This window comes from Alexandriicola marinus (assembly GCF_004000435.1).
In the GTDB taxonomy this organism is placed as follows: domain Bacteria; phylum Pseudomonadota; class Alphaproteobacteria; order Rhodobacterales; family Rhodobacteraceae; genus Alexandriicola; species Alexandriicola marinus.
Genome location: NZ_RBVZ01000002.1, coordinates 942,085 through 955,116 on the forward strand (window position 1 = coordinate 942,085; position 13,032 = coordinate 955,116).

General features: G+C 65.6%; 13 protein-coding genes. 12 read left to right on the top strand and 1 reads right to left on the bottom strand.

Features of this window, described 5'->3' with window-relative positions; all coding sequences use genetic code 11:
• Positions 1–93: 93 nt before the first annotated feature.
• Positions 94–972: a PaaX family transcriptional regulator C-terminal domain-containing protein gene (locus EP376_RS10970; RefSeq protein ID WP_164744912.1), complete on the top strand. Its 879-nt coding sequence runs from the start codon at positions 94–96 to the stop codon at positions 970–972.
• On the opposite strand, the gene EP376_RS10975 is transcribed toward EP376_RS10970, so the two are convergent.
• The gene (locus EP376_RS10975; RefSeq protein WP_338068394.1) at positions 892–1,404 is read right to left on the bottom strand and encodes a MarR family winged helix-turn-helix transcriptional regulator; all 513 of its coding nucleotides are present in this window, start codon (positions 1,402–1,404) and stop codon (positions 892–894) included. The genes EP376_RS10970 and EP376_RS10975 overlap by 81 nt on opposite strands.
• Positions 1,405–1,454: 50 nt before the next feature.
• On the opposite strand from EP376_RS10975, the gene EP376_RS10980 reads away from it, so the two are divergent.
• The 11 genes from EP376_RS10980 (at position 1,455) to EP376_RS11030 (ending at position 13,000) form a co-directional block, all read left to right on the top strand.
• Positions 1,455–2,483, top strand: a complete 1,029-nt coding sequence (locus EP376_RS10980; RefSeq protein ID WP_127655567.1) for a cupin domain-containing protein — start codon at positions 1,455–1,457, stop codon at positions 2,481–2,483.
• Positions 2,480–3,175, top strand: a complete 696-nt coding sequence (locus EP376_RS10985) for a fumarylacetoacetate hydrolase family protein (protein ID WP_127655568.1) — start codon at positions 2,480–2,482, stop codon at positions 3,173–3,175. The genes EP376_RS10980 and EP376_RS10985 overlap by 4 nt, the downstream gene beginning before the upstream one ends.
• Positions 3,176–3,251: 76 nt before the next feature.
• Positions 3,252–4,478, top strand: a complete 1,227-nt coding sequence (locus EP376_RS10990) for a 3-hydroxybenzoate 6-monooxygenase (RefSeq protein WP_127655569.1) — start codon at positions 3,252–3,254, stop codon at positions 4,476–4,478.
• A 171-nt stretch (positions 4,479–4,649) separates the two neighbouring features.
• Positions 4,650–5,684 carry a TRAP transporter substrate-binding protein gene (locus EP376_RS10995; protein ID WP_127655570.1) on the top strand — a complete coding sequence of 345 codons (1,035 nt, stop codon included), beginning with the start codon at positions 4,650–4,652 and terminating at the stop codon, positions 5,682–5,684.
• 85 nt (positions 5,685–5,769) lie between these two features.
• On the top strand, positions 5,770–6,354 hold the full coding sequence (locus EP376_RS11000; protein ID WP_127655571.1) for a TRAP transporter small permease: 585 nt from the start codon (positions 5,770–5,772) through the stop codon (positions 6,352–6,354).
• Entirely contained in the window at positions 6,351–7,841 is a 1,491-nt protein-coding gene (locus tag EP376_RS11005) for a TRAP transporter large permease (RefSeq protein WP_127655572.1), read from the top strand. The genes EP376_RS11000 and EP376_RS11005 overlap by 4 nt, the downstream gene beginning before the upstream one ends.
• Before the next feature lie 18 nt (positions 7,842–7,859).
• Positions 7,860–8,318 (top strand): MarR family winged helix-turn-helix transcriptional regulator, encoded by a 459-nt coding sequence (locus tag EP376_RS11010; RefSeq protein ID WP_127655573.1) that lies wholly within the window; start codon positions 7,860–7,862, stop codon positions 8,316–8,318.
• On the top strand, positions 8,311–10,101 hold the full coding sequence (locus EP376_RS11015; protein ID WP_127655574.1) for a feruloyl-CoA synthase: 1,791 nt from the start codon (positions 8,311–8,313) through the stop codon (positions 10,099–10,101). The genes EP376_RS11010 and EP376_RS11015 overlap by 8 nt, the downstream gene beginning before the upstream one ends.
• A 129-nt stretch (positions 10,102–10,230) precedes the next feature.
• Positions 10,231–11,772, top strand: coding sequence for a benzoate-CoA ligase family protein (locus EP376_RS11020; RefSeq protein WP_127655575.1), 1,542 nt, complete (start codon positions 10,231–10,233; stop codon positions 11,770–11,772).
• On the top strand, positions 11,772–12,581 hold the full coding sequence (locus EP376_RS11025; RefSeq protein ID WP_127655576.1) for an alpha/beta fold hydrolase: 810 nt from the start codon (positions 11,772–11,774) through the stop codon (positions 12,579–12,581). The genes EP376_RS11020 and EP376_RS11025 overlap by 1 nt, the downstream gene beginning before the upstream one ends.
• Positions 12,578–13,000 carry a DUF309 domain-containing protein gene (locus tag EP376_RS11030; protein WP_240652451.1) on the top strand — a complete coding sequence of 141 codons (423 nt, stop codon included), beginning with the start codon at positions 12,578–12,580 and terminating at the stop codon, positions 12,998–13,000. Before EP376_RS11025 ends, EP376_RS11030 begins: the two co-directional genes overlap by 4 nt.
• The last annotated feature ends 32 nt before the right edge of the window (positions 13,001–13,032 follow it).

A 13,032-nucleotide genomic window follows, 5' to 3' on the forward strand; every position in this document is an offset into this window, starting at 1 on the left:
GTGACCGGGCGTCTGGACCGCGATGGGCGGGTCGGGTTAGGTGTGTCGCCGTCCGGGACGCGCCTGTCCCGTGGCCGTGCGACGGGATCGATGATGACCAGGGCCGATTTTTCACCAGCCGAGCCGCCGCGAGCGGGCGCCTTCATCGTCACAATCTATGGCGACGTGGTGGAGCCGCGTGGCGGCGTTCTCTGGATGGGGTCGCTGATCGCGATCTGCGCCGAGGCTGGCCTGAGCGAGAGCCTTGTGCGCACCGCCGTGTCGCGGCTGGTGAGCGCGGGTCAGCTGGACGGGGCGCGATCGGGGCGGCGCAGCTATTACCGCCTGACCGAGGCCGCGCGCGGGGATTTCGCCGCCGCCTCCGACGTGATCTTTGCCGCGCCGGGGCAGGGGCCCCGGGGTTGGATCTGGGTCGAGGACCCGGCGGAGCCCGAGGCGATGGCTGGCCACGGCATGGCCGAGGTGGCGCCCGGCCTGTGGCTCGGCCCCGATCACGGGCAGGACATGGCCGCACGGGCGATCATGCGGTCGCCGGTTGGCACGGGCGACTGGTCCGCGCTGGCCATGCGGCTTTGGCCCCTGGCCGAGCAGGCGGCGGCCTATGGGTCGGTGATCCGGGCCTGCGCCGCGGGTGATCCGGTTCCGGATGATCCGGCCCGGGCGCTGATCGCGCGGCTCCGGCTCGTTCACCTGTTCCGGCTGGCGGTTCTGCGTGATCCCGGTCTGCCGCCGGAGGCGCTTCCCGACGACTGGCCGGGCGAGGCCGCGCGGCGCGCCTTTGCGCGGGCCTATCTCGCGCTCAGCCCGGGGGCCGAGGCGCGGATCTCGGCTGAGTTTCATTCCCGGAAGGGGCCCTTTGCGGCGCAAAGCGCGGCAAGCGAGGCGCGGCGTTCACGCCTCGCTCTCTGGCTCGGGGAGGACGAGGGGCGCACGGCTGAGATGGTTCCCGGCGGCGGCGGCGCGATAGGCTAGGTCGAGGAACGTCGCGCCTTCGTCGCTCGACAGGCCCGGAAGCATGTCGGCCTGCGCCTCGGTCACCAGCGGGGTCGCGGTTGCCAGCAGGTCACGACCCGCCGACGTAAGTGAGACGATCCGTGCGCGGCGGTCGCGGGGGCTGATCTCGCGGGCAACGAGACCCTTCGCCTCGAGTCGGTCGACGACGCCGCCGATCGTGGCCCTGTCATAGGCGATCAGGCCCGCCAGCGTGGCCTGGTCGCACTGGTCATGATCGCGCAGCGCGGAGAGCGCCGCGAATTGCACGGGCGTCAGATCCAGCCCCGCGGATTTCATCCTGTCCTGAAAGACGGAGACCCCGATCTGGTGAAGCCGCCGGATCAGGTGGCCGGGCATATGGTGAAAGTCGGTCATGCTGCCCATGATGAAGGGTCGGGAGTGATTTGACAAGTATACTTATCATAAGTACACATTGTATTAACGTGAGAGGGAGGATCGCGATGAGCACGCAACTGGGAACGCTGGAGGAGCTTCCGGCCGACTATCGCCGCGCGATGGACGAGGCCGGCGTCGCGCCGCTTTGGCCGATGATGCGCAACGTCCTGCCGCATGGTGCGCCGAACCCCGTCACGAAGCCGAGCCACTGGGCCTATGAGGCGGTGCGGCCCCTGCTGATCCGTGCGGGGGAGCTGACCCCGGTGGAAAAGGCGGAACGGCGGGTTCTTGTCCTGTCGGATCAGGGGCGCGGCGTGGGCGCGATGCAGGCGACGGCGTCGATCTACCTCGGGCTGCAGCTTCTGTTGCCGGGAGAGACGGCACCGGCGCATGTGCATACGCCCTCGGCGGTGCGGATCGTCGTAGAAGGGCAGGGGGGCTATACCGTCGTCGACGGGGAGAAGCTGCCGATGGAGGAAGGGGACCTCGTCCTGACGCCCGGCGGCGAATGGCACGATCACGGGCATGAGGGCACGGAGCCTGTCGTCTGGCTCGATGCGCTGGATCTGCCGGTCTTCGTCTATCTGGAAGGCTCCTACGCGACGGAAGGCCCGCTTCAGCCGCAGCGCAACCGCCCCGATGCGAGCGAGGTGGAATATCGCGCGGCGGGGCTGGCGCCGTCGCGGTCGGCCATGCGGGCGCGGCGGTATCCGATGATGCGCTATCCCTGGGCCAAGACCGAGGCCGCGTTGCGGGCCATGGCGGCCCATGGCGAGAGCGCCGAACTTGATTTCATCAACCCCGAAACCGGCGAGGACGTGTTGCCGACGATGGGGTTCACCGCGATGATGATGCACGCGGGTGAGGTGGCAAAGCCGCCGTTGCGTTCGGCGTCGTCGGCGTTTCACGTGGTGCAGGGCAGGGGCCACAGCCGCATCAACGGCGAAAAGATCGAATGGGGCCCGAAGGACACCTTCACCGCGCCCGTCTTTGCCCAGATCGACCATTATGCCGAGGAGGAAAGCTTTCTCATTCGGATCCATGACCGCCCGCTTCAGGACAAGCTGGGCTATTACGAGGAGCGCGTGAGATGAGCACCCTATTCCCGGCCCCGGATGTCCGGACGATCTCCGTCAGGGGGGAAGATGCGACCTATCCGATTCACCGGATTTTCTGCGTGGGGCGCAACTATGCCGCCCATGCCGAGGAGATGGGATACGAGGTCGACCGCGAGGCGCCGTTCTTTTTCACCAAGGCGGCGCTGCACGCCGTGCCGACGGGCACGACCCAGCCCTATCCGCCGGGGACGGAGAACTACCATTTCGAGATGGAGCTGGCCGTGGCGCTGGGGGCGCCGATCTTCCGGGGCGACCGGGAGGCGGCGGAAGCGACGGTCTATGCCTATGGCTGCGCGCTCGACATGACGCGGCGCGATTTGCAGGTGAATTCGCGAAACGTGAAACGGCCGTGGGATTTCGGGAAGGATGTCGAGGGCTCGGCCGTTTTTTCCCCGATGACGAAGGCGGGCGATTTCGGCGCGGTCGCGGGGCAGTGCATCTGGCTGAAGGTCAATGGCGAGACGAAACAGGATTCGACGCTCGATCTGCTGATCCACGATGTGCCGGCGGTGATCTCATACCTGTCGGGCTATTACCACCTTGGGCCGGGCGACGTGATCCTGACGGGCACGCCCGAAGGCGTGGGGCCGGTCGTTGCCGGAGACCGGATCAAGGGCGGTATCGACGGGCTGGACCCGATCAGCCTGACCATCGGACCTGCAGAATGAGGGTGGGGCCAAAATTCGCGAATTTTGGCGCACCAAAATTTGAAAATTTTGGTCTGCACGGCAGGAGGGGCGGGGCATGACGCGCCCGGTTCTGATTGCGGGCGGGGGGATTGGCGGGCTGGCCGCGGCCATCGGCCTGGCGCGCAGGGGCATCGCCTCGATCGTTCTGGAAAAGGCGGCTCACCTTGGCGAGATCGGGGCCGGGATCCAGCTGGGCCCGAATGCCTTTCACGCATTCGACTATCTTGGCGTGGGGGATGCGGCCCGGGACATGGCCGTCTATATCGACAACCTGCGCCTGATGGATGCGATCGGCGGCGAGGAGATCACCCGTATCCCGCTGGACGCCGCCTTCCGCACCCGGTTCGGCAACCCCTATGCCGTCGTCCATCGGGGCGATCTGCACGGCGTGTTCCTGAAGGCCTGCATGGATGATCCGCTGGTCGAGCTGCGCACGTCATCGGCCGTGGCATCCTACGAACAGGACGACGGGGCGGTGACCGCGATCCTGGCCGATGGCGTGCGCGTGACGGGGTCGGTTCTGATCGGTGCAGACGGGTTGAGGTCGAAGGTGCGCGGGCAACTCGTGGGTGACGGCGCGCCGCGCGTGTCGGGCCACACGACCTATCGCAGCGTGATCCCGGTCGAGGAGATGCCCGAGGATCTGCGCTGGAACGCGGCCACGCTCTGGGCCGGGCCGAAATGCCATATCGTCCATTATCCGCTGTCGGGGTGGAAGCTGTTCAACCTTGTCGTGACCTATCACAACGATGCGCCCGACCCTGTCGCAGGCCAGCCCGTCGGCCATGACGAGGTGCGCCGCGGGTTCGAGCATGTGGCGCCGATCGCGCGGCAGATCATCGACAAGGGCCGGGACTGGAAACTCTGGGTTCTATGTGACCGGGATCCGGTCATGACCTGGACCGAAGGGCGCGTCGCGCTTCTGGGGGATGCGGCGCACCCGATGCTGCAATATTTCGCGCAAGGAGCCTGTATGGCCATGGAGGATGCCGTGGCCCTTTCGGCCGAGCTGGACGGGGCGCAGGACATTCCGGCGGCACTTGCCCGCTATGCCGTGCGGCGGCAGTTGCGCACGGCGCGGGTGCAGCTGCAAAGCCGTGCCATCGGCGAACACATCTATCACCCCGAGGGCGCCCATGCCGCGTTGCGCAACGCGGTGATGTCGCAGCGCCGGCCCGAGGAATGGTACGATCAGGTCGACTGGCTGTATGGCTCGACCGGGCTGGAGGGTGCGGTCTCGGCCGAGACCCTGACACGGCCGATGGACTTCGTCACGGCGTGAATCCGTGCTTGAATATCGGAGCGGGAAGTGGCTCTGATTTCACAACCAGGTCGAGCGTCGATAAATGGTGACAGATCATAATAGATATGTATCATAGCTTTTGATACGACGTTTGATCCGAAGGGGAGAGACGGTCAGGCGTGTCGGAGGACTGGTCACAGGGAGGATATCATGACCACGAGAAGAACGATCATCGGTGCGATGGGTGGCGTTGCCATCGCCGCGCTCACGGCATCGGGCGCGCTGGCGCAGGAGGTCACGCTGCGGCTGCACCAGTTCCTGCCGGCGCAGGCGAATGTGCCCCAGCTTGTTCTGGACGTCTGGGCGGATAATGTCGAAGAGGCATCCGGAGGCCGGATCGAGGTCGAGCGGTATGCGGCCATGGCGCTTGGCGGGACCCCGCCCGAGCTGATGGACCAGGCAATCGACGGGATCGCCGATGTCGTCTGGACAGTGGTCGGCTATACGCCGGGCCGGTTCCCGACGACCGAGGTGTTCGAGCTTCCGTTCATGGTGGAAGATGCCCGCGCGGCGTCGTCGGCCTATTGGCAGATGTTCGAGACCCATATGAAGGATGGTGAATTTGCCGATGTTCACATGCTTGGCACCTGGGTGCACGGACCGGGCCTGTTCCACACCGATACCCCGGTCGAGAGCCCGGCCGATCTCGAGGGGATGAAAATCCGCGGCGGTTCGCGTCTTGTGAATCAGCTTCTCGAGCTTCTGGGCGCCGAGCCCGTGGGCATGCCTGTCCCGGCCGTGTCGGAGGCGCTGTCGAAAGGAGTGATCAACGGCACGACGATCCCGTGGGAGGTTACGACCTCGCTTCGCGTGTCCGAGCTGGTGGACAATCATACCGAGTTCGAAGGTCCCGCACTTTACAATCTGACCTTCGTTCTTGCGATGAACAAGGACACCTACGAAGGGCTGCCCGACGATCTCAAGCAGGTGATCGACGACAATTCCGGTCTGGAGTTCTCGATCTTCGCCGGCGGCACGCAGGCGGATGCCGACGGGCCAGCGCGCCAGATCGCGGTCGATAACGGCAACAACATCATCACCATTTCCGAAGAGGACGCCGACGAATGGCGCGCGATCGCCGAGCCGATCTATGAAAGCTGGATCGCGGATATGGACGCGCGCGGTATCGACGGGCAGGCCCTGATCGATGAAGCTCGCGCCCTGATGGACGCCTACGACGGCTGAGCCATAGGGGTCGCGTCCCGCGGGGCGCGACCCATTTCCCTGCCGAAAAACTGTGCCGGGCCCGTCGAGGCCCGAGGGGGACGTGATGCATCGGCTTTTCCTGACACTTTCGCGGGTGATGGCGATCCTCGGCGGCTTTGTCCTGTCGATCCTGATCCTGATCGTGTGCCTGTCGATCATCGGCCGGTCTGCGAATTCGTTTCTGCATACCGACGTGGCCCAATCCTTGTTCCCGGGCCTTGCCCAGTGGCTGATCGATGCGGGTGTCGGGGCCATCCGGGGTGATTTCGAACTTGTCGAGGCGGGCATGGCATTCTCGATCTTCGCCTTCCTTCCGCTGACACAGGTGACGGTCGGCCATGCCACGGTCGATATCTTCACGTCGTGGATGCCGGAAAGGGCGCTGCGGATCCTCCGCGCGTTGATCGAAGTTCTGTTCGCGGTGGTGCTGATCGTGATCGCGGTTCAGCTTTTCTCGGGCATGCAAAGCAAGATCCGGTCAGGCCAGACGACGCTGCTTTTGCAGTTTCCGGTCTGGTGGGCCTATGCTGGCAGTGTTCTGGGAGCCGGCGTTGCGGCCGTTGTCGCCGTCTACATGGCGCTGGCCCGGGTTGCCGAAGCCACGACCGGACGCAGCATCGTCACCGACGAATTGGGAGCCGAGCATTGAGCAACCTTGAAATCGGGATCTATTCGTTTCCGGCGCTGCTGATCCTGATTTTCCTGCGAGTGCCGATCGGACTGGCGATGTTCACGACCGGTTTCGTCGGGCTGTGGCTGGTTCAGGGCACGGCGGATATCGCGCTCGCCCGGCTCAAGAGCGAGACCTACACCACCTTTTCCAACTATTCCCTGTCGATCGTTCCGATGTTCCTTCTGATGGGGCATTTCGCAACCCTTGGCGGCATGAGCCAGGCCCTGTTCAAGGCGGCCGAAGGATGGCTTGGCCACCGCAAGGGCGGCGTGGCGATGGCCGCGGTCGGGGCCTGCGGTGGCTTTGGCGCGATCTGCGGATCGTCGCTGGCGACGGCGGCGACCATGGGGCGCGTGGCCCTGCCGGAGCTGCGCCAATACGGCTATGCGGGCGGGTTTTCCACCGCGACGCTGGCGGCGGGCGGCACGCTGGGCATCCTGATCCCGCCTTCGGTGGTTCTGGTGATCTATGCGATCCTGGCCGAGCAGAACATCGCCAAGCTGTTCCTCGCCGCGATCATCCCCGGCATCATGGCGGCGATCGGATACATGATCGCGATCTCGATCTATGTGCGGATCTATCCTGAACGCGCGGGCGTGCGGGATCGGGTGCCCTATGCCGAACGGTTCCGCGCGCTTGGCGCGGTCTGGCCCGTTCTTCTGGTCTTTGTCGCGGTTGTGGGCGGCATCTATGGCGGCATCTTCACTCCGACCGAGGGCGCGGCGGTCGGCGCGCTTGGCACCGGTTTGATCGCCTGGGCCAATGGCGGGCTGAACCGGTCGACATTGTTCGAGAGCTTCACAGTCACGGCGCGGTCGACGGCGATGATCTTTTTCATCGTGCTGGGTGCCGCGTTCTATAACGGGTTCCTTGCGTTGACGCAGGTCCCGCAGGAGATGTCGGCCTGGGTGGTGGATCAGGGCTTCAGCCCGTGGACGGTGCTGATCATCATCCTGTGCTTCTACCTGATCTTTGGCTGCGTCATGGACAGCCTGTCGATGATCCTGCTGACGGTTCCGATCTTCTTCCCGGTGATCTCGATCCTCGATTTCGGACTGGTCGACCTGATCGCGATGCAGCACGAAGCCGCGCGGGAGGCGCTGGCAACCGTCACCGATCTTGCGCCCGAGATGCGCGCCCAGATCGAGGCGGCGATCGCCGCGGGGGCGGAGATCACCCGCGACATGCAGCGCGCGCTGGATATCCGGGTGACCTCTGGCATGGCCAACGCCCTGGCCGAGGAGCGCACGGCGATCTGGTTCGGCATCCTTGTGCTGATCGTGGTGGAGGTGGGCCTGATCACGCCGCCGGTGGGGATGAATCTGTTCATCATCAATGCGCTGGATCGCACGACATCGATGCTCGAGACCTACAAGGCGGTTCTGTTCTTCGTGGCCTCGGACCTGATCCGGGTTGCGATCCTCGTCGCGTTCCCGGCGATCACGTTGTTTCTGCTGGTCTAGGATGGGAGGCGGGCGCGGATGACCATCGTCAAGGACCCTTCGGATGCGCCGCTTCGGGCCTATCTGGGCTATGGGCTCAAGCGCGCGTTCAACACGATCCAGACCGATCTGAATGAGACGCTGCGGCCCCATGGGCTGCGCATGATCTCGTTCTCGGCGCTGTCACTGATCGGCGCGCATGAGCGGCTTCGTCAAAGCAAGCTGGCCGAATTGCTGACGATCGAGCCGCCGAACCTTGTCGTGATCCTCGACGAGCTGGAACGGGCCGGGCTGATCGAGAAGACGCGGGCCATGGCCGACAGGCGCGCCTACGAGATTAGCCTGACGGCCGAAGGCACCAAGGTTCTGGCTCGGGCGCGCAAGGACGTCGAGGGGCATGACCGGCGCATGACCCGGGCCATAAACGCCGAAGACCGTGCAGCGCTTGTCCGGATGCTGGAACAGGTAGAACGGCAGGGGAGCCGCGAGCATGACTGAGACCCTGTACCGCCGCCATTCCGTCACCCGGCAGGACCGGCCCGACGGCGCGATCCTGATGACATCGAATGTGCCGCTTGGCCCGGTGGTCGACCGCACGACCGACTGGCTGCATCACTGGGCGGAGGCGACGCCGGAGGCGATCTTTCTTGCCGAACGGTCCGGCCCGGGCTGGCGCGAGGTGAGCTATGCCGCGGCGCTCGAGATGGTGCGCGCCATCGCGGCACGTCTTCTGGATCGGGGCATGGGGGCGACAACGCCTGTTCTGATCATTTCGGGCAACGGGGTCGACCACGCGCTGTTGTCGTTCGCCGCGCAATATGTGGGCGTGCCCGTCGTGCCGGTGGCTGAGCAATATGCCCTCATCCCCGATGCCCGCAAACAGCTGGATCATGTCGCCGGTCTGGTGCGGCCGGGCATGGTGTTCGCGGCCGATGGCGGGCCCTATGGCGCGGCGCTGACCCTGCCCGGCTTTGACGGGCTGGAAAAGGTGGCGAGCGTCAATGTGCCCGAGGGTGTCACCCCGTTTTCCGACCTTCTGGCAGGGCAGGGGGATGTGTCGGCGGCCAATGCCGCCGTTGGCCCCGATGCGGTGGCCAAGATCCTGATGACATCCGGGTCGACTTCGGCGCCCAAGGGGGTGCTGACGACGCACCGGATGATGTGCACCAACCAGGCTCAGCTTGCCGCGACGTTGCCCTTTGTCGCCGAACGGCCGCCGCGGATCGTCGACTGGCTGCCGTGGAACCACGTCTTTGGCGGGTCGCATAACGTGAACATGATGCTGGCCAACGGCGGCGCGCTGTATATCGACGATGGCAAGCCCTCGCCGCAGCTGGCCCCGCGCACGATCGAAAACCAGAGGCTGATCACCGGCACCATCGCCTTCAACGTGCCGGTGGGATTTGCCCAGATCCGCGACGCGATGCGCGAGGATGCGGACCTGAAGCAGCGCTATTTCGAGAACCTCGACATGCTGTTCTATGCCGGCGCGTCGCTGCCGCAGGATGTCTGGACCGATCTCGAGGATATGGCCCGCGAGGTGCGGGGGGACATGCCGCTTTTCACCTCGTCATGGGGCCTGACGGAAACGGCGCCCGCGGCGATCATCCAGCATGAGCCGACCACGCGGTCGGGGATCGTCGGCGTTCCGGTCCCGGGGCTCGAGGTCAAGCTGATCCCGGATGACGAGAACAGGTACGAGGTTCGGGTCAGGGGTCCGACGATCACGCGAGGCTATTTCAACGATCCCGAAAAGACCGAAGCCGCCTTTGACGAGGAGGGCTTCTTCATCACAGGCGATGCGATGGCCTTTGTCGAGCCCGGCAATGACGCGATGGGCCTGCGCTTTGACGGCCGCATCGCGGAGGAGTTCAAGCTGTCGTCCGGCACATGGGTGCGGGCCGCGAACCTGCGGCTTGATATCCTGATCGCGCTCAGGGGGTTGGCGATGGACGTGATCCTGACCGGGGTGAATCGCAATGAGGTGGGCCTGTTGATCGTGCCGGCGCCATCCCTGCGCGACGGCGCCGAAGAGGATGACGGCGTGCTGATCGTCGATGGGGCCGAGATCCTGTCCCGATTGAAATCCGAGAACGCGGGCAAGGGATCGTCGGCCCGGATCACGCGCGTTCAGGTGCTGGCCGAGCCGCCGTCGATCGCGGAGGGCGAGGTCACCGCCAAGGGCAATATCAATTTCCGGAAGATCCTGTCGCGCCGCGCCGCGCTTGTCGACAGGCTCTATGACGATGCCGACAGGGGGACGCTTCTCGTCGGCTCGTAACTTGCAGGATAATGCACAAAATGGCCGCGACATGCGACAAAACCTCGCATCATGACCGGCCGGTTGCATTATAGAGCATAACGATTCGGATGTTGGGAGGCATCCGGATACGGCCCGAGGGAGGATCGGATGACGACGAACGAAAACGCGGCCCTGTGGTTCGTGGACCGGCACGTCACGGAAGGCCGGGGCGACAAGACAGCCTTTCGCGAGGCCGGGGGCGCGGGTCGCAGCCTGAGCTATGGCGCACTGGCAGAGGGGTCGTCGCGGGTCGCGGGGGCGCTGTTGCGGGCCGGATTGCGGCGCGAGGAACGCGCGGCGATGATCCTGCTGGACCAGATCGAATTCCCGCAGCTGTTCTTCGGCGCGATGAAGGCGGGCGTGATCCCGATCCCGATCAATACGCTTCTGGCGACGCAGGTCTATGAGGTCATCCTCAGGGACAGCCGCGCCGCGATCCTGTTCGTGTCGGCCGAGTTGCTGGATACCGTCCTGCCCGCCGCGCGGGCCTGCCCCGATCTGCGCGAGATCGTTGTGGTCGGCGGCGAGGCGCCCGAGGGCATGGCCAGCCTTGACGCCTTTGTCGAGGGGGCCGAGCCGGTCGCCGCCGTCCCCGCCTGCGCCGACGAGACGGCGTTCTGGCTGTATTCGTCAGGCTCCACCGGGCAGCCAAAGGGCGTGCGCCATGTGCATGGGTCGATGCGCGCCACCTGCGAAACCTATGCCGCGCAGGTTCTGGGGATCCGCGAAGAGGATATCGTCTATTCCGCGGCCAAGTTCTTTTTCGCCTATGGGCTCGGCAATGCGTTGTCCTTTCCGCTGTCGGTCGGGGCCACCACGGTGATCTTCCACGGCAGACCCACGCCCGATACGGTGAGCGACATCCTCGAAACCGAGAAGCCCACGATATTCTGCGGGGTGCCGACGCTGTTCGCAGCGCTGATCCACAAATGGGAAAGCGAGGGACGTCACCCGCAGGCGCCGCTGCGCACGTCGATCTCGGCGGGCGAGGCGCTGCCGGAAGAGGTGGGCAAACGCTGGCACGCGATCTGGGGGATCGACATCCTCGACGGCGTGGGCTCGACCGAGATGCTGCACATCTTCCTCAGCAATGCGCCGGGCGACGTGGTTTATGGGACGTCGGGCGTCGCGGTGCCCGGCTATGACCTGCGCCTTGTCGACGAAGCGGGCAGCGAGGTGCCCCCCGGCGAGGTGGGCGAATTGCTGGTGCGCGGGGCGTCGTCTGCCGATGGATACTGGAACCAGCGCGGCAAGAGCCGGACGACATTCGAGGGAGAATGGACACGAACCGGCGACAAATATGAACGCCGCGCCGATGGCCGCTATGTCTATTGCGGGCGGACGGACGACATGTTCAAGGTCTCGGGCATCTGGGTCAGCCCCTTCGAGGTGGAACAGGCCCTGATCGCGCATCCGGCGGTTCTGGAGGCCGCCGTTGTCGCACGGCCCGATGACGATGGGCTGGACAAGCCGCAGGCCTTCGTCGTGCTCAAGCCCGGGCAGGAGCCGCCCACGGCGGAGGCGCTGAAAGACATGGTCAAGACCACGATCGGCAAGTGGAAATATCCCCGCTGGATCGAGTTTGTGGACGACCTGCCCAAGACGGCGACTGGAAAGATCCAGCGGTTCAAACTGCGCGAGGGCGCCTGATGGCCCGGTGGGGGCAGGGGCGGCTGACTGCCGGGGGCAAGTCGCTGGAATATGCCTGCCGGGGCCGGGAGCCAGGGGCCGCGCCGACGATCGTTCTTCTGCACGAAGGGTTGGGCTGTCTCGCGCTGTGGCGCGACTTTCCCGAACGTCTGGCACAGGCGACGGGGCTGGGCGTCGTGGCGTTCAGCCGGGCGGGCTATGGCCAGTCGGACCCAGCCGATCTGCCCCGTCCTCTGGATTACATGACCCGCGAGGCGATCGAGGTTCTGCCGCAGGTGATCGAGGCGCTGGGGCTGGAGCGGGTGATCCTGATGGGCCATTCCGACGGGGCCACGATCGCCGCCGAATATGCCGGCCGGGTGGAGGATTTCCGGGTCCGCGGGTTGATCCTGATGGCGCCGCATTTCTTTACCGAGCCGATGGGCCTGGCCGAGATCGCGAAGGCGCGCGATGCCTTTGACGCGGGCCTGCGTGACCGGATGGCCAAGTATCACCGCGATCCGGACAATGCGTTCCTCGGCTGGAACGAGGCCTGGCTCGACCCCGGGTTCCGGGACTGGGACGTGTCGGAGGTGATCGATTACATCCGCGTGCCCGTACTGGCGATGCAGGGGCGCGACGACCAATACGGCACGCTGGCCCAGATCGAAGAGATCGAGGGCCGGTCCTATGCGCCGGTCGATGTGGCGATCCTCGACGAATGTCGTCATGCGCCTCATGTCGAACAGCCCGAAATCGTGCTGGATGCGGTGGCCGCGTTCACCGACAGGCTCACCCGGATCGAGGCTGCGCGGGTCGAGGTGGTGTGAGGCATCCGCCCCATGCCTATGTCCCCGGCCGGACCGCGCGTCACCCCGAGGGTGCCTTCGATCCGATCCGCGACAGCGTGGCGCCCGGCGTGCCCGCGGAGGAACTGGCCGTCTCGGACGCCTTCGTCACCGGTCTGCGGTTCCTTGACGAGGGCTTCTACTGGGAGGCGCATGAAGTGCTGGAGCCGGTCTGGATGGCCTGCCCCGATCCGTCGCCCGAACGCGAGGCGGTGCAGGCGCTGATCCAGGTCGCCAATGCCGGGGTCAAGGCCCGGATGGGCCGGCCGCGCGCGGTGGCGCGGATCGCGGCGCTGGTCGAGGATCATCTGGACCGGGTCGGTGCGGACATGGTCCTGGGTCAGAGCATCGAGGGGATTCGGGCCCGGCTTGAGCGGGTCCGGCGGAATAGTGCAATATAGTGCATAAATTGGTGTGTAGGCCGGGGTGAATA

Excerpts from the sequence above, each read along its gene's own strand:
- EP376_RS10980 (WP_127655567.1), top strand. The coding sequence starts at position 1,455 with ATGAGCACGCAACTGGGAACGCTGGAGGAGCTTCCGGCCGACTATCGC.
- EP376_RS11000 (WP_127655571.1), top strand. The coding sequence starts at position 5,770 with ATGCATCGGCTTTTCCTGACACTTTCGCGGGTGATGGCGATCCTCGGC.
- EP376_RS10990 (WP_127655569.1), top strand. The coding sequence starts at position 3,252 with ATGACGCGCCCGGTTCTGATTGCGGGCGGGGGGATTGGCGGGCTGGCC.
- EP376_RS10985 (WP_127655568.1), top strand. The coding sequence starts at position 2,480 with ATGAGCACCCTATTCCCGGCCCCGGATGTCCGGACGATCTCCGTCAGG.
- EP376_RS10995 (WP_127655570.1), top strand. The coding sequence starts at position 4,650 with ATGACCACGAGAAGAACGATCATCGGTGCGATGGGTGGCGTTGCCATC.
- EP376_RS11015 (WP_127655574.1), top strand. The coding sequence starts at position 8,311 with ATGACTGAGACCCTGTACCGCCGCCATTCCGTCACCCGGCAGGACCGG.
- EP376_RS11025 (WP_127655576.1), top strand. The coding sequence starts at position 11,772 with ATGGCCCGGTGGGGGCAGGGGCGGCTGACTGCCGGGGGCAAGTCGCTG.
- EP376_RS11020 (WP_127655575.1), top strand. The coding sequence starts at position 10,231 with ATGACGACGAACGAAAACGCGGCCCTGTGGTTCGTGGACCGGCACGTC.
- EP376_RS11010 (WP_127655573.1), top strand. The coding sequence starts at position 7,860 with ATGACCATCGTCAAGGACCCTTCGGATGCGCCGCTTCGGGCCTATCTG.
- EP376_RS10970 (WP_164744912.1), top strand. The coding sequence starts at position 94 with ATGACCAGGGCCGATTTTTCACCAGCCGAGCCGCCGCGAGCGGGCGCC.